The sequence below is a fragment of the Hymenobacter lucidus genome (assembly GCF_020447265.1).
Taxonomy (GTDB): domain Bacteria; phylum Bacteroidota; class Bacteroidia; order Cytophagales; family Hymenobacteraceae; genus Hymenobacter; species Hymenobacter lucidus.
In genome coordinates, this window is sequence record NZ_JAJADR010000011.1 from 1 (window position 1) to 20445 (window position 20445).

Sequence of the window (20445 nt, forward strand, 5' to 3'; positions counted from 1 at the left end):
CCGTGCTGCCAGTTGTCGGATTGAAACGTGGCCACGCCATCGGCGGCTTCCAACTGCGCGCACAGGCGTTGTTGGAAGTCGCGCAGCCAGTCGGCCACGGTTTCGCGGAAGGTGGCAGCAGGTGGTAGGGAAGATGAGGCAGTCAGCATAGAATAAAGCGGCCAAATCGGAACCAGGCAGCTACGCCGCTGACTCGTTCGGAAACAGCAAACCGCCCGGCGGCGGAGTAGGGTGTAAGCCGCAAAGGTAGGCGTTTCGGCGTTTTGGTGCCGGCAAAGGTTGGCCCATTGGCAGGCGGACCGCACCAGGCTGCTTACCGGCAGTTGGTTGAGTGAAAACCCAACAAAGCCCGCCTCCAGCCGGAAGCGGGCTTTGGAGCCTTGCAGGGCGGAAAAACGTTAGTGGTTTTGCTGCACCAGCGAGGTGTTGGCGTTGCCGTACTGCAGCACGTCGCTCTGGTTGCTGGCCGCGCCCTGGTTGGTTTGGGCCACGTTTTCGTTGCCGGTCTGCCGCTGCCGGGCGTAGTGGTCGTTGCCCTGCTGGTCGATGAAGGCCTGATTGCCTTTATACAGCGGTCCGGTGGCTAGTACGTCGCCCAGGCGCTGGGCCTGAATAGCGGTACTGCCGTTGCCAAACTGCGAAATCTGGCCAATCTGGTAGTTGTCGGCCTGGGTTTGGGTGACCTGGTTGCCGTTGCCGGTCTGGGTGGCCATCACTGTATGGAAGCTGCCCTGCTGGGTCTGGGTGGCCTGGTTGTCGTTGCCGGTTTGCGTGATATAGGCATACTGGTAGCCGCCCTGGGTCTGGGTTTGGCTGGCCGTGTTGGTAGCGCCCACTTGAACCGTGCTGACGCTGCTGCGGCCGTTCTGTACCTGGCTCTGGGTGCTCCGGTTGCCGTTGCCGGTCTGGATCAGCGTGGCGTCCAACTCCCCAATACCCGGAATCTGCTCCTGGGTGCCCCGGTTGCTATTGCCTGTCTGGGTGATGGTAGCGGTGCTGCCGTCGTTGCCGCCGGTCTGGTCCTGGCGGGCGGTATTCAGGTTGCCTTGCTGGGTGATGCTGGCCGACCAGAACTCCGCGCCCGTGTTCTGGGTCTGGGTGGCATTGTTCACGTTTCCCTGTTGCAAAACCGTCACGTTGTGGTTCCGGCCCGAAGCAGTGCCGCCCGACTGCTGCTGGGTCGACATGTTGGCCGTGCCCAGCTGCGTGGCCGTGGCATTGGCATTCACCGAGTTCTGGGCCTGGGTAGCCCGGTTGCTGGGGCCCACGCTCTGTAGAATAGCCGCGGTATTGTTGCGCCCCGACTGGTTCTGGGTGGCGTAGTTGTAGCCGCTGAGCTGCTCGATGCTGACTTCTTGACTAAAGCCGCCCTGGTTCTGGCTGGCGTAGTTGCCGTGGCTGCCCGCCTGGGCCGAGCCCTGCTTGATACTGGCCCCGTTGCCGCCCCGGCTTATGTCGGAGTTTTGGTTCTGGATGGCCGTCTGGTCGTTGCCCATCTGGTTCACCGTGGCCCGGTGGTTGCTGCCCTGCTGGGTTTGGGTGCTCTGGTTGTTGTTGCCGCTGGCCGAGCCGCCATTCACGGCCGCATCGTTCTGGCGTGTGGTAGCCGTGTTGCTCCGGCCGCCCTGCGTCACCGTCACCTGGTTGCTGTTGCCATAGCTGGTGGAGGTTTGGGTGTTGTTCTGGGCGGCAGCTGCGCCGCTCACCAGCATTATCACAAAAAGTAATCCGGTTGATTTCATAATCTGGAATAGAAAAAAAGTGGATGAATACGGGCCCTGCAAGTGACCTTGTAAGTAGGTAGAATTAAGGTCGTGTATAAAAAATCATAATAAAAATATATTTAATGATATTAAAATGAAATTAATTCTCTACTGCTGAGTGCGGTAATTGGTTGACTATCAATATTTATAAAATTGAATATTGATTTAGTCGGTTGGCTGTCCTGTTCAGCGTTGCCGAGCGGTACGGCAGGAATTATTCCGGGGGAAAAGCAGGAGTGAGGCTGGCCCGAAACCTCATGCTAAACCGTTAACAGCGGCGCCTGATAACGCCCGGACCCGGAATCAGGAGCGGCCGGCGGCACTCCCGGCCCACCGACGCTGCTGCTGTCGTTGCGAAACCGTAATTTCGCCGCTCCAACTGCTGCTCTTTCATGTCCTCGCAAACCACCCCCGTCATCGAAACTGAATTTAGCACCGAGCTTTCCGCCACCCAGCCCAGCCACGCCACGCTGCTGCGGGTATATTCGCTGATGCGCACGGGCGACGAGCTGGCCCGCCTCTACGAAGAAAACAAGGCCGTAACGGCCAAATACGTGCACGCCACGGCCCGCGGCCACGAGGCCATTCAGCTGGCCGCCGCCTGCTTTCTGGGCCCCCAGGACTACGTGACGCCCTACTACCGCGACGATGCCATGCTACTGGGCCTGGGCCTGGAGCCCTACGAGCTGATGTTGCAGCTTATGGCCAAGCGCGACGACCCGTTTTCGGGCGGGCGCACCTACTACTCGCACCCCTCGCTGTGCCGGCCCGGTTTCCCCACCATTCCGCACAACAGCTCGGCCACCGGCATGCAGGCCATTCCGGCCACGGGCATGGCCCACGGCATCAAATACCTGGAAAGCCAGGGCCTGAACCCGGTAACCGCCGACCCGCGCGACTGGTACGAAAGCGGGGCTGCCATACCGGGCCTCTACAGCCTGCTGCCGCCCGCCCACCAGGGCAACGCGCCGGTAGTGGTGTGCTCCATCGGCGACGGGGCCATGACGGAAGGCGAAGTATCGGAGGCGCTGCAAATGGCCGTGCTGCACCAGCTGCCCGTTATTTTTCTGGTGCAGGACAACGACTGGGGCATTTCGGCCACCGGCCGGGAGATGCGCGCCATGGATGCCTACGAGTTTGCGGCCGGCTTTAAAGGCCTGCAGCGCCTGCGCGTAAACGGCGCCGACTTCCCCGATTCCTACGCCGGTATGGCCACCGCCTTCGACTACGTGCGGCGCAGTCGCGGCCCGATACTAGTGCACGCTAAATGTCCGCTGCTGGGCCACCACACCAGCGGTGTGCGGCGCGAGTGGTACCGCGGCGACAACCTGGCTGAGCACACCACCAACGACCCGCTGCCCCGCCTGCACGAGCAACTGCTGGCCCTGGGTGTAACGGAAGCCGAGCTGGAAACCCTGGGCGAGCAGGCTCTGGCCCGCGTGCAGCAGGATTACCAGCGCGCCCTGGCCGCCCCCAACCCCGACCCCGCCACCTTTGCCGACCACGAGTTTGCCCCGCCGGCCGTGACCCACGAAACCGGGGAGCGGAACCCCGCCGGCGCCGACAAAGCCCTGATGGTGGATGCCGCCCTGCACGCCGTGGACGATATTCTGCGCGAGTTTCCCGAAGCCCTGTTCTACGGGCAGGACGTGGGCGGCGAATTGGGAGGCGTATTCCGGGAAGCGGCGCTGCTGGCCAAAAAGTACGGCGACACCCGCGTCTTCAACACGCCCATTCAGGAAGCCTACATCGTGGGCTCCACGGCCGGTATGAGTGCCGTGGGCGCCAAGGCCATTGTCGAAATTCAGTTTGCCGACTATATCTGGCCCAGCCTCAACCAGCTAGTGGAGGAGCTCAGCAAATCGTGCTACCTGAGCATGGGTAAGTTTCCGGTGCAAAGCCTGATTCGGGTGCCGGTGGGCGCTTACGGCGGGGGCGGACCCTACCACTCAGGCTCCATCGAAAGCACGCTGCTCACCATTCGCGGCATCAAGGTGGTGTATCCCAGCAACGCGGCCGATATGAAAGGCCTGCTGCGCGCCGCCTTCCTGGACCCCAACCCGGTAGTGCTGTTGGAGCATAAAGGCCTGTACTGGAGCAAAGTACCCGGCACTGAAGATGCCAAAACCGTGGAGCCGGCCACTGGCTACGTCATTCCGCTGGGCAAAGCGGCCATTGCCCAAGAAGCCGACCCCGAAAAGCTGCGCCAGGGCGCTACCTGCGTGGTCGTTACCTACGGCATGGGCGTGCATTGGGCCCGCACGGCCAGTCGGCAGTTTGCCGGCCAGGTTGAAATTCTGGATTTGCGCACCCTGAACCCGCTCGACTTTGAAGCCGTGGAAGCCGCAATACGCCGCCATGGCAAGGCCCTGGTGCTCACCGAAGAGCCGCTGATGAACTCCTTTGCCGAGTCGTTGGCCGGCCGTATCCAGCGCAGCTGCTTCCAGCAGCTCGACGCGCCCGTGTTTACCCTGGGTGCCGCCAACCTGCCCGCCATTGCCCTGAACGTGGAGCTGGAAAAGCAGATGCTGCCCAGCGCCGACAAGGTAGCCGCCGCGTTAGGAGAGTTGCTGGAGTATTAAGGGTAATGTGCTCAGGTGCTAATGTGTTTTGAATGTGCTAACGCTTAATGTGGGGAATGTGAGTAAATCTGTCATTGCGAGGCGTAGCCGAAGCAATCCGTCCTCTGTAATGTACTGAGTAGCCTTAAGTGAAAAGCCCTTTCCAGAACATTCTGGAAAGGGCTTTCTGATAAAAGGTCGGGTCGTACTGCGCAGAGGACGGATTGCTTCGCGCTGCTCGCAAGGACATAATAGTGATGATTAGCACATCAGCACATTAATCATTAGCACATTAAAAAGGATAGCCGATACCCAGGTTGAAGGCGGTTTGGTTGGGGGATTTGGCCAGGCGGAAGTTGGGCAGCACAAACTTGTTGCCGGGAGCCGTGGGGTCGTAGACTTTGGTGGCCACGTCGAGGCGCAGGATGAGGAAGGTAAAGTCGAAGCGGATGCCGATGCCGGAGCCCACGGCAAACTGGCGGTAGAAGCGGTTCAGGCGGAAGATGGCCTCATTGCGCTTGTCTTCGGGCTCCTGCAGCGTCCAGACGTTGCCAAAATCGGTGAACAAGGCCCCGTTGATGAAGTCGTAGAGCGGAAAGCGGTATTCCACGTTGCCTTCAATCAGCACCTCGCCGGGCTGCTCCAGGTCGTAGTCGCGGATGGGCTGGCCGGTGGCTTCGTCGATGCGGTTGGTGCCGTCGGAGTTGAGCTTGTAGGTGGTGTAGCCGCCCGTACCCAGCCGGCGCGGCCGCCAGGCCCGCACGCTGGAACTGCCGCCGGCAAAGAAATATTTGTCATAGGGAATCGTGTACACCCCGTCGGTTTTGGTCAGGGCGTGGGCCAGGCCGGTATTAAGGCGGTACACCAGGTACGACTTGGGCCCCAGCTTGTGGTAGCGCCGGTAGTCGGCACTGACTTTGGCGAAATCGTACACGTCCAAGCTGATATTGTCCTGGTAGAGCGAGCGGGTGAGGCCGCCCACTTCCACGAACAGGCGCAGGTAACGTGCGTCGCGGGTCTGGGTGAAGTCGTTGGAATTATAGAGCGAGGTGAAGTTCATGCTGGGCACGAACAGCTTGCCGAAGCTGCGAAACAGTGGGGAGCCCAACGAGTCGCGCAGCACTTCCAGGGTTCTGTTAAATATCGAGTCGCGTTTGGGCGTATAAATCACGCTCAGATCGAGCGGCGTGAGGACGTACTGGTGAAAAACCGAGCGTTGCCAGATATAGTCGTAGGTGGCTTCCAGATTGGTACGCGTGTACTCGGGCCGGTCTACGTAGGTGAAGCTGGTGCTGAAGCGGGTTTTGGGGTTGTAGCGCGTCAGGAAGCGGTTGGCGCGCCAGGGCACCAGAAACTGCGGTATCACCAGGTTGGCATTGGCCCCGAGCTGGGTGGTCAGCACGCTTTTGTTTTGCAGGCCCAGGCTGCTGAACTGGCCTTCAAAGCCCGAGCGCAGGCCCAGTTCCAGCACTTCGGCTCCACCAAAGATGTTGCGCACCTTCAGCCGGAAGTTGATAAACGGCCCCGGCAGTCCGGCCACGTACGTGCCCCCGAATTCGGTGGTTTCCTGGTACTTCTTAGTGGGCGAGGCATTTACGGTGGCAATCAATTGGCCCCGATTGCTGATACTGTCGCCGCCCACGGGCCGGATCTTGTTGTACGTCACGGTATTGAACCGGAACATATCCAGGTCGCTGAGCTGGCGCTGGGTGAGCAGCGTGCTTTGCAGGCTGTACCGTTCGCCGGGCCGCACCGTGAGCTTGCGGTCCAGAATCTTGGTGCTGAAGCGCTGCTTAAACGAGAGGTAATACACCGAGTCGCGCACCAGCGTATCGCGCTTCACGCCGAAGCGCACGGTGCCGGCATCGGTAATGAAGCGCACCCGCCGCACGGTATACACCTGGTGCTGCTCGCCGGGCGCGGGGTCGGCAATGATGGTGCGCAGCCGCACGGTGGCCGGCGCAAAGCTCGTATCGGCTTCCAGCGTAATGTATTGCTGGCGAAAGTCGAAGTAGCCCGCGTTTTTGAGCAGCGTTTCCAGCCGGCTGCGCTCCTGCCCGATAACGGACTCATTATACCGGTCATTCACGTGCAGCAGCGAGGCCGACTGCCCGGCCAGTACCACCCGCGCCACGGCCGAGTCGGCAATGTCGTAATCGAGCTGGGAGTAGTGAAACGGCTGGTTCTCGCTGATGCGGTAGGTTACCGTTACCCGCCGGTTGTGCACCGTATCGGGGCCGGCAAACATGTGCCCGATGGAAAAGCGCCGGTCTACCACGGTATCGGTAGCCGCCACCTTGCTGCGGAAAAAGCCTTCCGATTTGAGGAAAGTCCCGATCTGCTCCACGGTTCTGGCCGTGAGTGTGGAGTCGTACACCACCGGCGGCTCGCCCAGGCGCATAATGGCGTTGCCTTTGTCGAGGGCCAGCTGCAGGCGGCGGGTACGCTTCTCGCGGCGCACCAACAGCTTGCCCACCTTCACCGAGTCGGGGCGGGCGGCCTGGGTGCGCTCATCAAACTCGGTACGGATGCGCTGGAGCTTAGCCACGAGGCGCTCCTTGTTGTAAAAGCGGTTTCCGAGCTGGTAGATTGTTAGCTTTGGCAGCGGAAAGCGGCTGTTGGGCTTTTGCTGGTAGAGGGCCGCGATGCGGTCGGCATCGGCTTCCTGCACGCCTTCGAGCCGGATGCGGCTGAGCAGCTTCTGCTTAGGCTCCAGCAGCCGCAGCGGCGAGCAGCCGGCCACCAGCAACAGGGCCGCGGCCAGCGCCGTGCGGGTTATCAATCTTTCAGTAGGCCGCCCTGGGCGGATAGTAAACAGCGAATATGGTTTCAAAAGCAGTAGCGAAATACGTGCACGCGCTGCACCTGAAGAAATACCGGCTCCGGCACCAGGCCTTTCTGGTGGAAGGCGGCAAGAGTGTGCAGGAGCTGCTAAGTTCCGGGCTTCTAACGGAACGGGTGTTCCTGACGGCTGAGTTTGCCGCAAAAATCCCGCCGCTGCCCGCGAAGGTACCGGTTGAAATCGTGACGGAGGAAGAATTAACCAAACTTGGTACGCTGGCCAACAACACCACGGCCCTGGCCATTGCCCGCCTGCCCGCCGAAACCGAGCTGCAACCCGCCTCCAACCGCCTGCTGCTGGCCCTCGACGAAGTGCGCGACCCGGGCAACCTGGGCACCCTCATCCGCCTGGCCGACTGGTACGGGCTGCACGGCGTGGTGTGCTCCGAAACCTGCGCCGACCCGTGGGCGCCCAAAACCATTGCCGCCACCATGGGCTCCTTCACCCGCGTGGCCGTGTGGCAGCGCGAGTTGCCCGAGTGGCTCGACTCGCTGCCCGCCGCGCTGCCCCGCTACGGCGCCCACCTCGAAGGCGACAATGTGCACCGCCTAGCGTTGCGCCCCGGCGGCGTGCTCATTATGGGCAGTGAGTCGCATGGGCCGCGCCCCGAGGTACTGGCCCGCCTCACCCAGCGCCTCTACATTCCCGGTGCCGGCGGTGCCGAAAGTCTGAACGTAGCCGTATCGGCCGCTATTCTGCTCGATAATTTCCATCGGGAGCTGTAAGGGCAATGTGCTTAAGTGCTAATGTGTTTTGAATGTGGAGAATGTGAGAAATGTGTCATTGCGAGGCGCTAGCTGAAGCAATCCGTCCTCTGAAATGTGCGGAGTTTTCAGAAGTAAAAAGCCCTTTCCTGCTCGTGCGGGAAAGGGCTTTCTGGTAAAAGGCTGTGACTACCTGCGCCGAGGACGGATTGACGCCGCTTGAGGCGCGGAATGTTATTCTTCCTCGCAAGGACACGTGGGGCATTAGCACATCAGCACATTCCCCACATTAGCACATTAAAATCTAGTCCAGAATGGAGATGCCGAAGCTGATAACCTGGGCCTGAGGGCCGCGGTTGTTTTTGAACAGCTCGTTCATGTTGTACTTCACGAACAAGTCGATGCCACGCACGCCCACGATACCCTGCACGCCGTATTGAAAGTCTTCCAGGTTGAAGCTGCCGCGGTCCTTGTCTTTGCGGGTGTGGCCCTCGTCTTCGTACTTGATTTTGGTATGGCTGGCCAGGCGGTAGCCCGCGAAGCCGCCTGCCCCAATCCGGAACGCGTCGTGCCCGGAGCGGTCCTGAAACTTGAGCTTGGCCATTATCGGCAGATTGATGGTGGTAGTGGCTAGCTTGCTTTTCTCCAGGCCCAGCAGCGGCTCCCGCACGATATCGGTGCGGGTATCGGTAGCCAGCAGGCGGCGGTTGTTGTCAAACATGTAGTTGTTGAAAGCCAGCTCCGGGCCCAGCGTGAGGTGGAAAGGGCTGCGGCGGCCACCCACCCGGATGTCGTAGTGCCAGTTCAGGCTGATGTAGCGGGAGCCAGTGGGCTTCAGGTCAAATTGCTCCTCAGCCAGGCCCGAGCGGTTGGTCAGCGCGTTCAGGCCCAGGTCGATGGAAAAGTCGCTGTGCACGGCGCGGCTGGCGCGCTCCTCCTGCTTGCGGCGCCGGCTGGCCTCCCGCAGTGAGTCGCCGTGGTTGGTCTTATCCCGGCCAATGTTGATGGACACCTCATCGTCGTCCTTTTGGTCGCCGTGCTTGGCACCTTCCTTCACCGAGATGCTGAACACCTGCCCGAACTTGTAGCCTTTCACAGCCACGTTCCGGGTCGGCTCCTCGTTGCGCACCGTAACCCGGATCTGCTCGGGGGCCTGGGTGCCGGGGCGCTCCTTGGCCGGGTAGAATTCCATGGTTACGGCGCTGTTGCCCGCATTTTTACTGGCGGCCTCGGCCTGCTGAATGTAGCGGTCGAGCAGGGCCATGAGCGTATCGAGACGGTAGGTACGCAGCTCCCGCAGCTGTTCCTTGTTCTTGGTATAAAGCGTCATGGTGGCCTGGTTGGGCAGTTTCACCACAATGGTATCGTCGTTGGCGGGTTTAGCGGCTGCCTGGGTGCGGGTGGGTCCCGCCAGAACCGTCAGCAGCAGCAGGGCCAACAGGGAGGAGAAGCGTTTCATGACAGAGGAAGTTGAAGAATCTTAGAGTTGAATGACTTTGGTGGCCGAGTGGTTGAACACATTGACCTGCACGGTTACCGTTTCCGGTATCCCTACTTTGGGCAGCTTTACCCGGCCATCTTTCACGGCCGTTTTGGCTTTGTGAAATAAGTTTTTGAGGTGAGAGTCCGACTCGTATGGCTGCGGCGCGTCCGCGGCAGCTACTACTACCGGAGCGTCGGTGCCGCGGTGCACTTCCACTTCGATAGCGCCCGTGGGGGCTGATGAGACGGGGGTAGGAGCAGCTGTAGCCACTGCGGCTACCGTTGTGGGGGCTGCGGAACGCTCCGGTTGCGCGGCAGCGGGTACTGTAGGAGTAGCAGAAGAAGCGGCCAGAAGGGGCTGCCGGCTTGGCGCCGGAGCCGTCCGTGGGCGGGTCACCGATTCGGCCTTGCTGGCCTTTGGCGCTACGGCTGGCCGGGCGGTGGCCACCGCCTCGGAAGCCGCCGCTTTGGTGGGTGCCGTCGTAGCGGCCGGGTTGGTGGCACCTACAGTGGCCGCAGCTGGCTGGTCTTCTAAGCGGCTAGATGCAAGGCCGTTGGTGGCAGTTGCCTGGGTAGCGGCAGAAATTTCGGTAGCAGTGGCAGCATCCGTAGTTGCCGCTCCACCCAACTTATCAGCCGTAGTAGCTGCCTGAGGAGCCGACGGGTGGGGCGTGGTAGTAGCCAGCTGGCCGGTAGCCGCATTGTTGCCCGCCGGCGACGAGCTACGCAGCAGCCAGCCCCCACCGGCCACGATGAGCAGCGCAAGCATGGCCGCAGCGGCGTAGAGCCACATGGCCGGGCGCTTTTTGGCGGGCTTAATTTCGGCTTCCAGCTGTTCCCACAGGTAGGCGGGCGGTGTGGGGGCGTGGTGCTGCAGCTGGTCGCGGAACAGCTTATCAATATCTTCCGGTTGCATAATATTCTTTCGGTGAGGAGGTGGAGGCGCTCATACTGGCGGCAGCCAGTCGGCGCTGCAGCATGGCGCGGGCCTTGCTGAGCTGCGATTTGGAAGTGCCTTCCGAAATACCCAGCAGCTCGGCAATTTCGGGGTGGGAGTAGCCTTCCAAGGCATACAGGTTGAACACGGTGCGGTAGCCGGCCGGCAAATCGGCCAGCAGGGCCAGCAAGTCGGCCGCGTTCAGCTGACTCTCGGCCTCGGCCGGCGTCACGGCCAGCTCGGTGTGCGAGTCGTCGATGGCCAGGTGCAGGGGCTCCTTGCGGCGCAGCTGGCCCAGGGCTTCGTTCACCATGATGCGGCGAATCCAGCCCTCGAAGCTACCCTCGTGCCGGTACTGATCCAGGGCCCGGAACACTTTGGCAAATCCGCCCAGCATGGCTTCCTCCGCGTCTTCGCGGCGCCGCAGATACCGGATGCACACGCCCAGCATCATGCCCGCAAACCGCTCGTAGAGCAGCTTCTGGGCGCGGCCACTGCCTTGGCGGCAGGCGGCTATGAGGTCGGCGTCAGTCACGGGAAGGAAAGGTAGAATCGAACGATAGTAGCGTGTTTGGCGGGTTAGATGCAACCTAATAGGGCGGGGTTGCCTCCGGATAAGTTTTTTTGCCTGAGAATTTATGTGTTTCTCTTATTTGTATATGTAATGTTCTTTATGTCAATAAGTTAATAGAGTAATGGATACTCGATTGAGAAGTGAATTCTCTCCGCAAACAACGGCAAATTACTTAGCCAAAAATGAAATGCCACTTCCCGCACTCCGGGGCTTGCGCGCTGGAGTGCGGGAAGTGGCAGCTACCGGTGGGCCGGCAACCTAGCGCCAGTACAGTAAATAATCGGTGGCCTGGCCGTAGTGCTGATAGGCGCCCCAGGTAGAGCCGCCGCTGCTGTAGATGCAGTTGCGGGCCGAGGCAATGGCTTTGCCCAGCGTGGCCGGCGGGTCGTTGTTCGGGACCTGGTTGGGGTAGTCGGGTTTCAGTAGCGTTGAGGCTTTGCGGCCCACGAGCACCTGCGCGTAGAATTCACGGGCAAAGGTGAGGGCCAGCTCGTCGTTTACGGGCCAGCCAGTGCCGAGGTAGTTGCGGACGCCCCGCTCGAAGAAGGCTTCGGCAATACCGGCCAGGCTGCCGTTCAGATTGTCGGCGGTAAAGGATTCTCCGTCGCGGATAACAGCCGAAAAGCAGGCGTTGGCAAATACCAGCCGGGGCACGTGGCGGGCCCGGAATATCTCCCGAGCCGTCAGAATCCGGTCTTTGCCGAACACCCAGCCTTGGCGGGTAGGCTCGTTGGGTGTAAAAATGCCGTGCCCCGCGAAGTGAATGACGTCGAAATTGCCGTTCAGAATCAGGGCCATGATTTCCAAAAAGTCGCACTCGGCCTCGCCGATGCGCTCCACCACATCAAGCTTAACCGGGGGGCGCGCCGAGGTTTCGTGCATATGGGCCTTAATGCTGCTCAGGATTTCGACCACGGCCCGGCCTTCGCGCCGGGCGCCGGGCAGTTGCAACTCTGGCTCGGGGGCGGGGTCGGCAATGACGAGGATGCGCAGGCTGTGGTTGCGGGGCGGCGGAATGCCGGGCTTGGGCGAGAGCATCGTGCGAAACTGCCGGGCCAGTTGCAGCTGCCGGCTCAGTGAGTGCCGGGCGCTGGCCGAGCGGCCCTCACTGGCCATGCGGTTCTGGAGCTGCGCGAAGCAGGCCATTTCCCAGGGCAGGCTGGCCGTGCTACGGTCGAGCACGAAGGTAAGCGGCTCGGAAAAGTAGTCCTGAAAATCCAGCGGAAACAATAGCGTCGACATCAACTCGCCGTAGGTTTCCTGTTCGCGCAGCATCACCGCATCCATCAGGCGGCCGGGCAGGGTGCTGGGAAAATACGGTTGCACGTCCAACTCCCGCACCGGAATTACGGCTCCGTCAATCAGGGCCGTGAACCGGTAGCGCGTGCCGTCCCGCTCGATGGTGATGCGCGGACCCCATTCGGGCTTGGGCAAGTCGCCGGGCGCCTGCGCCTCGGCCTCGCCGGACGGGTTGGCAGCCGGGGCCGGGCGGGCTTCGGCGCGGCACTCGGCTTTGCGAAAATCCAGCTCCAGGCCTTGCATCAGGGTTTGCCGGTTGGTTTGGAGCTGATCCAAAAACTCAACCTGGCACTTGAACTGGGTTTCGTCGCGGGCCAGCAGCGTGATATCCAGCGCCGGCTGCTCGGCCTGGCCGTTGGGGCCGCAGCGGTCCAGGCCCTCGGCCACGCCCTGCAGAAAGCTCATTAATGCGCCTTTCTCGCTGAGGCTGCCGCGCCCTTCCCGGCCCCGGGTACCGAGCACCACCGCCGCAAAGCGGTAAATGCCCAGCGAGGCCGCCGTGAAGCTGGCATTGCTCATCAGAAAGCGCAGGTCGTGGTGGGAGTAGTGGCCTTCCTCGCCCATGCCCAGCAGCAGCAGCGCCCGGGCCTTCAGCCGGTCCTGAATACCGGGCAGGCTGGGCCGGGGTAGGTAAAATACCTTGCCCAACTCGCCGCTGAGCAGGCCCTGGTCGATGGCGCGCCCAATCCAGGAGTTGAGGGCCACGTCGAGGTCCCGAAACCGGTTGGTGAGCGGCGCGCCGACGTAGCGACCCACCATCAGCAGGTCCGTATCGACCTGGCGGATATCCTGTTGCAGCACCCGTAGCGTTATTTTCTTGCGCTGTTCCCCCGGGTGGCTGGTATCGGACGGTAAGTTGTCGAGGCGCTGGGTGGGGTTGGCTTCGCCAGCGGCGGCTCGCACCAGGGCTTCTTCGGCGGCCATGTACTCGGCCGTGGGCTGGTGGCCGTCGTCGGTATCGGGTGCGTGCCGGGCGGGGCGCAGGCGCTCGGCAATAAACTCCAGCGAGGTACCGGCAATATCCTCGCCGATGGGCCGGTGCCAGAATTTTTCCTGCTGACTGAGCGTACGGGTAATGATGGGCTGCGCGGGCAGCGTAGACGTGCGCTGATTACGCAAAATCTCATCAATCGACTTTAGCACCAACGAATTGCGTAGCAGGCTGCCATGCGTTTCATCAATGTAATAGGTCGTCAGCTCGGCCACGGGATTGGGCGGAGGCGGTGGGTCGGTAGTGGGCGGAGTGAGCGGGGTTACTGGCCGGAAAGCTACCCGGCCGTCACCGTTCAGGGTTTCGTGAAACCGGAACTCGCCCGTCGAAACGATGTCGAGTCGGCAGATGGTGGGTTGGTTGCAGCCCATAATAGCCGTCATACTGCCCCGGTCGAGGGAAAGGGGCTCGGCGGCCAGCTTTTCGTGGAAGCAGCAGGCACTGGTCAGCAAATGCTTGCGCACCGGCAGCGGCATCCAGGTGCCGCGCTGGTAGAGCTCTTTGGCCGCGCCGGCCAGTAGTGCCTGGGGCGGCAGCATCTCGTAGGTAGCCGGAAATGAGTTGAAGATGCGCAGCACCGCGGGCAGGCTGTTGGGCAAATCCAGCTTGTCGAGCCAGCGTATTAGCTTGTCGGTGCCGGTCAGGAGCTGCACGGCCCAGTAGGTGCCCTCGTTGGGCGTGCCCACCAGCACGAGGCGGTTGGCCTGGGTGTTGCCGTGGGCCGGGTACCACAGCGTCGGGTTCAACTGCACGAAGCGCCGGGCCAGCAGGCCGCCCGAGCCGTGGGCCACCAGGTGCAGGGGCTGCTCGGCCAGCTGCTGCTGGCGCAGAAAGGCCGCCAGCTCCTGGGCGCTGACGTCCAGGCTCAGCCGCCAGTCGTAGGCGAAAATGTGCACGTCCCAGTAGCGGGCCAGCGTCAGCACGGCCCGCGCGTAGAGCCGCAGGCTGGGGCCGGTTACCGTCACCTCGGGTAGCACGGCGGGCCGGTCGGGGTCGTCTTTGGCCTTATCCACGTCGTGGTAAACCTTCAGCGGATTCAGCCCTCTGGTAATAGCCTGCAGATTCAGCCAGAACGGTTCCCCGTCGACGCTCAGCTCGGAGCCCATAAAATCGGGGATGAGCACCACCGATTCCCGTGAAGTTTGGCCGGGGGTGTGGGTTTGGGGAAGGTCGGGCTTGTGCAGCTCGTTTTTGAGGATAAGCTCGGTTAGGTATTGAAATTCCTCGTCGCCGAAATAGTGCCGCAGCTCCTTTTCCCAGACTTGCTCCTCGGCCGAAGGGCTGCCTTGCTGCCGGGCCGTTACTACCTGGCACAGGTTGCGCAAGGGCCGGGGCCACTGCGGATTAATAGACGAATGGCTCATCGGCGGAGGCAGAATACGTGCGCATAACGGATAGCACAGCGGGCCTTTCGGGGGCGGAAAGGCTGCCGGAAGGCCCGCTGCCAGGTTTTTCTACGACGGCTGCTCCGGGCTCAGGGCCTGCAGCAGCAGCAGTTGGCGGGCTTCGTCGGTGCAGTCGATGGTGGGGTGCTGCTCGTAGCCGATGTTGCTGAATCGGGCCGTAATCTGCTCCATGAACTGCTGGTGGGTGCGGCCCACCACGCGCTCCTGCAGCAAGGGTAATACCGTGCGGGTGTAGAGGCCCCGGTTGTTGACCTCGTAGGCGTACTCCTTGGCCCCGCAGGCCGTGAAGTTGATTACCCGCAACGATTCCCGGCCCCCGTCCTGGCTCAGACTGCTGCTACGAGTGGCGGCGCGGGTGGCTTTGGGGTGTTGGCGCAGGAAGTTCTGCCGGGCCTGGTCGGGCAGGCGCATGTAGCGTTTGCGGGCATTGGGCACCGGCTTCGTAAAATCCACCTTGCGGGTGTTGGATTCCGAGTGGCAGCAGTCCATAAAGCAGGTCAGGTTCACGCCATCCGGAATCTGGCGGAACACGGCCCGCAAATCGTCGTCGAGAATCAGCCCGCCGTCGGCGTAGTCGTAGGCGCAGAGGGCCTCGTCCTGGTCGTCCAGCTCGTCTTCGGTGCGCTCATCTCCGTCCTGGTCGGGCACCTGCGTGCCGTGGCCGGCATACTGCAATACCACAATGTCGCCGGGCCGGCTGGTGGCTACCAGCTCGGTGAGGCGCTCCAGAATAGCACTGCGGGTGGCTTGGCTATTCACCAGCAGTTGGGTGGTGAAGCCCAGGCCAAACAGGCTGCTTTCCCACTCCCGGGCATCGGCCACGCAGCCCATCAGGGGGGCATCGGGGTAGTTGTCGATGCCGATGCACAAGGCCCGCTGCCGGGACTTGACCGGGGCATCGGCAGCCGGAGCCGGCTGTTTTTTCGACGCTTTGTGCTGCCCGTTCGAGCCATTGCTGCTGGCGGCAGCCACTGCCGGAGCCGGCTCCGGGGCCGGAACCTCGGGCAGGGAAATGACTGCCGGGCCGGCCTGCTGGGTTAGCTGTTCCTGGGCCAGCAGCAGCAGGGCCTCGGGCAGTTGGATGGGTTCCTGCCACGGGTCGGAAGCCACGGCGGCACGGCCTCTGGGAAACGGAACGATGCTGTCCTGGTCGAGCACGCGCCGGGCCACGCTTTCCATCGTGGCCGCATCATCGTCGAAGCCACCGTGGGTGGTGCTGGTACTGGAGCTACGGCCGGTCGTTTCGGTCGTTTTCGACCAAACCACCCGCGCCGCTGGGTTGGGCTGCCCGGCCAGACCCAGCAGGCGGCGCATATCCTCCTCATTGCGCAGGGAAGCATCCAGGCCCAGAATAGGAGTTTGCCGCTCGGTTTCGAGGGCGTGGTGTACCAGGTAGAGCAACGATTTGCGGTAGATGCCGCCGCACTGGTCGTCGCGCTCCAGCCGGTCTTCCATCGTGTACAACGTCAGTTGGCCAATATTGCTGCCCACCTGTCCCGCCAGCCGCCGCCGAAACTCATCGACGCGAATAGCCGGGGCCAGCAGGTGTAGGCTGCGGAAGGCCGGCACGCCCAGCTGCCAGGCTAGGGGCAGAAAATGGGCGTGAAAGATGGAGCCCGCGCTGTGACCCACGGCGTGCAGCTGGATGCTGCCATCGGCCAGCTCGGCGGCGTGGCGTTGGCAAAAAGCCAGCAGCTGCCGGGCCGCGTAGTGCCCACCGCCCTCGGGCGCGGCGGCCCATTCGGCGCTGTCCTTCATGTTTTTCCAGATGGGCCGCCCTGGGGCCCGCACGGCCTCTTCCACCACCTGGTCGGTCCAGTCGGCCAGGCCGCGGGTGCCCCGGTGGCGCTGGCCGCGCAGCAGGGCCCCGAGCGTGCCCATCAGGCCGGTTTCCCACACAAAATAGATGGGGTAGATATGGTTGCTCAGCCACCACGGAATATAGCGCGCCGCACTGTCGAGGCCGGTGCGCTCGGCTACCAGGCCGCCGTGGGCATAAAAAAGCAGCTGCAGCGGCCGGCCGTTTTGCTGGGCCGTGCGCAGGGCCTGCTCCAGGTGCCAGCCAAAAATGGTGTCCACATCGGCCGGCTGGGTGCTGAATTCACCCTCTTCGGAAAATGCGCCCTGCTCCAGATTGACGACGTGGGCCCGCAACAGCTCCAGGGTAGCGGCCGGGAGCGGAGCCGGCCCCAGCAGCCCCCGACTCCCGGCGGGCTGAGTCAGCTGGGCTATTTCGCGGGCATCCATGGTTTCCTCCGCCGGCTCGGCCTCTTCCTGGGTGTGCGACAGGCTGCGGGAGGCCGGGGCGGGAACCGGGTCTTGCAGCAGGGCCAGTAGGGCTTCGCTGGTGCCATCCGTGGGGGCAGCCGCTACGGCGCGCGTGCCCAGCCGGGCCATGATGGCCTTTACATCGGCCAGGGTTTTATCGTAGTCGATGCCAGTGCCGGGGCAGGTTTTGGTCGACATTTCGCGGTGGAAGTGCAGGGCCTTGGCCGGCAGGCCGAAGCGGTGCAGGATATGGGCTACCACGTGCAGGGCGGCTTCCCGCTGCGGCCCGTCGAACTTGTCGCGCCCCTTATCAAAGTCGCCGATCATCTCGAACATGAATGGACCGAGTTGGCTGTTGCCGTTGTGCCCGGTGGCGCTGGCGGGAGCCTGGTTCCAGTTGCGCCCGGTCCAGATGGAGCCGTCGGGCGCAATGGTGACGTGCTGGGCAATGTCACTCCAGCCGTTGGTTTGGGTGTGAAAGCGCCACATACCCTCAATGCTGGCCTCGCCCTGGTACTGGGCCCAGTTGGGCCGCCAGGTGTGGTGCATGTGCACGGCGTTGATGCGACGGGTAAAGGGGAAGCGGTCTACTAAAGCGGTAAACTCGCTTAGCGTCAGCTTTTTGAAACGACCAGCCATAGCTATAGGGCAATGAGGTGATACAAAAAGCCCCATAGGGCTTACAACTATATGAATTTAAACTTTTTAGCTAAACAATTTAACTAAATCAATAAAAGCTACTCTAAAGCGAATAGTCCAGTACCGAATATGCCGCCGCTTAAAAGCAAAAAAAGCGGCCCTGATTTCAGGGCCGCTTGGGGCAATAGCAACATACCAGGTATGGGGCGGCCTAGTACTGGCCCACCGACAGCATTACCAGCGTGCAGGCTTCTTCGGTACGGATGCCGCGCTCCTGCGCCAGGCGCTCCAGCTCCTGGTTTTCGGTGCCGGGGTTGAAGATGATGCGTTTGGGCTGCAAATCCAGAATGTAGTCGTACCAGGCGGGCTGGTTCTGCGGGCCCACGTACAGGGTCACGGTGTCCACGTCGGTGGGCTGGGGCCGGTCGGTATGGATGGGTAGGCCGCCCACTTCGCCTTTGCGGATGCCGACGGGCACTACCTCGTGGCCGTGGCGCTGCAGGCGGTGTACAGCCTGGTAGGAATAGCGGGCCGGATTGTCGCTGGCGCCGAGAACAAGGGTCTTTTTCATCTTGGTTTATCGTTGGGAGTTATTCGTTTTGGGCGGCGTGGGCCTCTCGTTGCAGTTGGGCAGAGTAGTTTCAACCCAATTACAGGGCAAAGCAGCTTGGGTATTAGCTTAAACGCATTTCGGCGGCAGAAAATCAAAAATGAGTGCCAAAAACGATAAACCAAAAGCTAAAAACCCGCAAAAACGGCTTCGGCGCACCGCTCACCATCCATGGCTGCCGATACAATGCCGCCGGCAAAGCCCGCCCCCTCGCCGCAGGGAAACAACCCTTTGGTTTCGGGGTGCTGCAGCGTGGCCGGGTCGCGGGGAATGCGCACCGGGGCCGAGGTACGGCTTTCCACGCCCACAATTTGGGCCGCGTTAGTGGCGTAACCCGGTATTTTGCGGCCGAAATTTTCGAAGCCCTGCCGCAGCCGCGCAGCCAGTCCCGGGCCCAGCACCTGTTCCATATTCACCGACACGAGGCCGGGCTGGTAGGAGGTTTCGAGCAATTCGGAGGATACTTTGCCCTTGAGGAAGTCGCCGAGGCGTTGGGCCGGGGCCAGCTGGGTGTTGCCGGCCAGCTGGCAGGCCCGCTGCTCGATCTGCTGCTGTAGGTGCAGGCCCGCCAGCGCGCCGTAGCGCGGCAGGTCCATGTCTTCCAGCTCAATGGCCGTTACGATGCCCGAGTTGGCGTAGCGCGAGTCGCGGCGGCTGGGGCTCATGCCGTTCACCACTACTTCGCCCGGCGCCGTAGCGGCCGGCACGATAAAGCCGCCGGGACACATGCAGAACGAAAACACGCCCCGCTGCTTGCCCTGCCACTGGGTTTGGTGTACCAACGAATACGAGGCGGCCGGCAGCGGACCCCGGTCGGTGCGGCGGTACTGGGCCTGGTCGATGAGGGCCTGCTGATGTTCCACACGCACGCCCAGGGCAAAGGGCTTGGCCTCGATGCGCACCCCGCGCCGGTGCAGCAGCTCGTAAATATCCCGGGCCGAGTGGCCGGTGGCCAGAATCACACCGTCGGCTTCGAGGGCTACGCCGGCGGCCGTTACCACGCCGCGCAGGTGGTTGCCATCCAAAATCAGGTCGTCGACGCGGGTATCGAACTGCACTTCGCCGCCGGCCTGCAGCACTGAGTCGCGCAGAGCGGCTACCACCATCGGTAGCTTGTTGGTGCCGATGTGGGGGTGGGCATCCACCAGAATATCGGTGGTAGCGCCGTGCTGGACCAGTATTTTGAGGATGCGCTGAATGTCGCCGCGCTTGGTGGAGCGGGTGTAGAGCTTGCCGTCGGAGTAGGTGCCTGCGCCGCCTTCGCCAAAGCAGTAGTTGGAATCGGGATTTACAACGTGCTCTTTGTTGAGGGCGGCCAGGTCGCGGCGGCGGGTGCGCACGTCCTTGCCGCGCTCCAGCACGATGGGTTTGATGCCCAGTTCAATGGCACGCAGGGCCGCAAACAAGCCGGCCGGACCCGCGCCCACGATGATGACTGAGCGCCGCGCCCGGCTCACGTCGGGGTACTGAAACCAGGGGCCAAACAACTCGGCGGGCGGGGCGGTGCGCCAGATGTCGGCCCGCAGGCGCACCAGCGGCTGGCGGCCCCGGGCATCGATGCTGCGCTTACGCAGGTGCACAAAGTCGGCGTCGCCGGGCTGCAGGCCGGCGGCGGCCAGTAGGGCGCGGTAGCGCGCGTAGTCGTCGTAGGCCACTTCCGGGGGAAGCAGGGCCTCAATTTCCAGTTTTTCGGACATAACGGGTGAAAGGTGTTTAGCCTTTAGACCTTCTAATAAAGGAGCTTTTTCGGGGCAAAGATACGGAAGAAGGGCGGGAGGTTGAGGATAAACCAAACAGTAGAACGTCATGTCCAGCAGCGCGAGACATGACGTTCTATTAGTAACCCATATTATCCTTTATTCGGCCAGAATCCGCACCGGGCGCTTTTCGTTGTCGATGGCTACGAAGGTGAACAGGCCCGTAACGGCCTTGGTGCGCTCTTCGGAATACATCTGCTCCACGAACAGGTCGACGCGCACCTGCAGGCTGGTGTTGCCCACGCGCACCACGTTGCCGATCAACTCAACGAGCGTGCCGCCGGGAATGGGGTGGGTGAAATCGACTTTGTCGGAGGAGACGGTGACCATCTTGAGGCGCGAAAAGCGGGTGGCCGTAATGAAGGCTACCTCGTCCATCATGTGCAGGGTGGCCCCGCCGAAGAGCGTGTCGTAGTGGTTGGTGGTGTTGGGGAATACCGCTTTGAAAATACGCGTTTCGGCACGGGCAATTTTGTCGTCGAGAACTGACATACGCTGAAAAAAGAAGGAAATGAAACGTCCTTCGGCCGATTTCCGGCGTCTTGCGCAAGTCATACACTCATCGGAGGAAGGGGACTTCCGCCGGCCTGCCCAAGGCGCAAAAATGCACCC

At 62.2% G+C, this 20445-nt stretch carries 12 protein-coding genes; 2 read left to right on the plus strand and 10 right to left on the minus strand.

Annotated features, from left to right (window positions below; all coding sequences use genetic code 11):
• Positions 1–398: 398 nt before the first annotated feature.
• On the minus strand, positions 399–1742 hold the full coding sequence (locus LGH74_RS22395; protein ID WP_226179972.1) for a hypothetical protein: 1344 nt from the start codon (positions 1740–1742) through the stop codon (positions 399–401).
• 413 nt (positions 1743–2155) lie between these two features.
• Here LGH74_RS22395 and LGH74_RS22400 point away from each other — a divergent pair, with 413 nt between their 5' ends.
• The gene (locus LGH74_RS22400) at positions 2156–4345 is read left to right on the plus strand and encodes an alpha-ketoacid dehydrogenase subunit alpha/beta (protein WP_226179974.1); all 2190 of its coding nucleotides are present in this window, start codon (positions 2156–2158) and stop codon (positions 4343–4345) included.
• 271 nt (positions 4346–4616) lie between these two features.
• Here LGH74_RS22400 and tamL read toward each other — a convergent pair whose 3' ends face one another.
• On the minus strand, positions 4617–7106 hold the full coding sequence (tamL, locus tag LGH74_RS22405) for a translocation and assembly module lipoprotein TamL (protein ID WP_226179976.1): 2490 nt from the start codon (positions 7104–7106) through the stop codon (positions 4617–4619).
• 41 nt (positions 7107–7147) lie between these two features.
• Between tamL and LGH74_RS22410 the strand changes: the two genes are divergently transcribed.
• A complete protein-coding gene (locus LGH74_RS22410) occupies positions 7148–7891 on the plus strand; it encodes a TrmH family RNA methyltransferase (RefSeq protein WP_226179978.1) in 744 nt (247 codons plus the stop codon).
• A 283-nt stretch (positions 7892–8174) separates the two neighbouring features.
• Here the strand turns inward: LGH74_RS22410 and LGH74_RS22415 are convergent, their stop codons facing one another.
• From LGH74_RS22415 to LGH74_RS22450, 8 genes are all read right to left on the minus strand, one after another.
• Entirely contained in the window at positions 8175–9329 is a 1155-nt protein-coding gene (locus LGH74_RS22415) for an outer membrane beta-barrel protein (RefSeq protein ID WP_226179980.1), read from the minus strand.
• Positions 9330–9350: 21 nt separating this feature from the next.
• Complete coding sequence (locus LGH74_RS22420) at positions 9351–10268, minus strand: hypothetical protein (protein WP_226179982.1); 918 nt, start codon at positions 10266–10268, stop codon at positions 9351–9353.
• A complete protein-coding gene (locus LGH74_RS22425; RefSeq protein ID WP_226179984.1) occupies positions 10249–10824 on the minus strand; it encodes an RNA polymerase sigma factor in 576 nt (191 codons plus the stop codon). The genes LGH74_RS22420 and LGH74_RS22425 overlap by 20 nt, the downstream gene beginning before the upstream one ends.
• A 297-nt stretch (positions 10825–11121) precedes the next feature.
• A complete protein-coding gene (locus tag LGH74_RS22430) occupies positions 11122–14517 on the minus strand; it encodes a CHAT domain-containing protein (RefSeq protein ID WP_226179986.1) in 3396 nt (1131 codons plus the stop codon).
• Between the two features lie 90 nt (positions 14518–14607).
• Entirely contained in the window at positions 14608–17466 is a 2859-nt protein-coding gene (locus LGH74_RS22435; RefSeq protein WP_226179987.1) for a caspase family protein, read from the minus strand.
• 211 nt (positions 17467–17677) lie between these two features.
• On the minus strand, positions 17678–18037 hold the full coding sequence (locus LGH74_RS22440; RefSeq protein WP_226179989.1) for a CoA-binding protein: 360 nt from the start codon (positions 18035–18037) through the stop codon (positions 17678–17680).
• Positions 18038–18204: 167 nt separating this feature from the next.
• A complete protein-coding gene (locus LGH74_RS22445; RefSeq protein WP_226179991.1) occupies positions 18205–19773 on the minus strand; it encodes an NAD(P)/FAD-dependent oxidoreductase in 1569 nt (522 codons plus the stop codon).
• A gap of 159 nt (positions 19774–19932) precedes the next feature.
• Entirely contained in the window at positions 19933–20325 is a 393-nt protein-coding gene (locus LGH74_RS22450) for an acyl-CoA thioesterase (protein WP_226179993.1), read from the minus strand.
• Positions 20326–20445: the final 120 nt, after the last annotated feature.

Coding starts and splice junctions, on each gene's coding strand:
- LGH74_RS22410 (WP_226179978.1), top strand. CDS start 7,148: ATGGTTTCAAAAGCAGTAGCGAAATACGTGCACGCGCTGCACCTGAAG.
- LGH74_RS22420 (WP_226179982.1), bottom strand. CDS start 10,268: ATGCAACCGGAAGATATTGATAAGCTGTTCCGCGACCAGCTGCAGCAC.
- LGH74_RS22445 (WP_226179991.1), bottom strand. CDS start 19,773: ATGTCCGAAAAACTGGAAATTGAGGCCCTGCTTCCCCCGGAAGTGGCC.
- LGH74_RS22430 (WP_226179986.1), bottom strand. CDS start 14,517: ATGAGCCATTCGTCTATTAATCCGCAGTGGCCCCGGCCCTTGCGCAAC.
- LGH74_RS22395 (WP_226179972.1), bottom strand. CDS start 1,742: ATGAAATCAACCGGATTACTTTTTGTGATAATGCTGGTGAGCGGCGCA.
- LGH74_RS22440 (WP_226179989.1), bottom strand. CDS start 18,037: ATGAAAAAGACCCTTGTTCTCGGCGCCAGCGACAATCCGGCCCGCTAT.
- LGH74_RS22400 (WP_226179974.1), top strand. CDS start 2,156: ATGTCCTCGCAAACCACCCCCGTCATCGAAACTGAATTTAGCACCGAG.
- LGH74_RS22450 (WP_226179993.1), bottom strand. CDS start 20,325: ATGTCAGTTCTCGACGACAAAATTGCCCGTGCCGAAACGCGTATTTTC.
- LGH74_RS22435 (WP_226179987.1), bottom strand. CDS start 17,466: ATGGCTGGTCGTTTCAAAAAGCTGACGCTAAGCGAGTTTACCGCTTTA.
- LGH74_RS22415 (WP_226179980.1), bottom strand. CDS start 9,329: ATGAAACGCTTCTCCTCCCTGTTGGCCCTGCTGCTGCTGACGGTTCTG.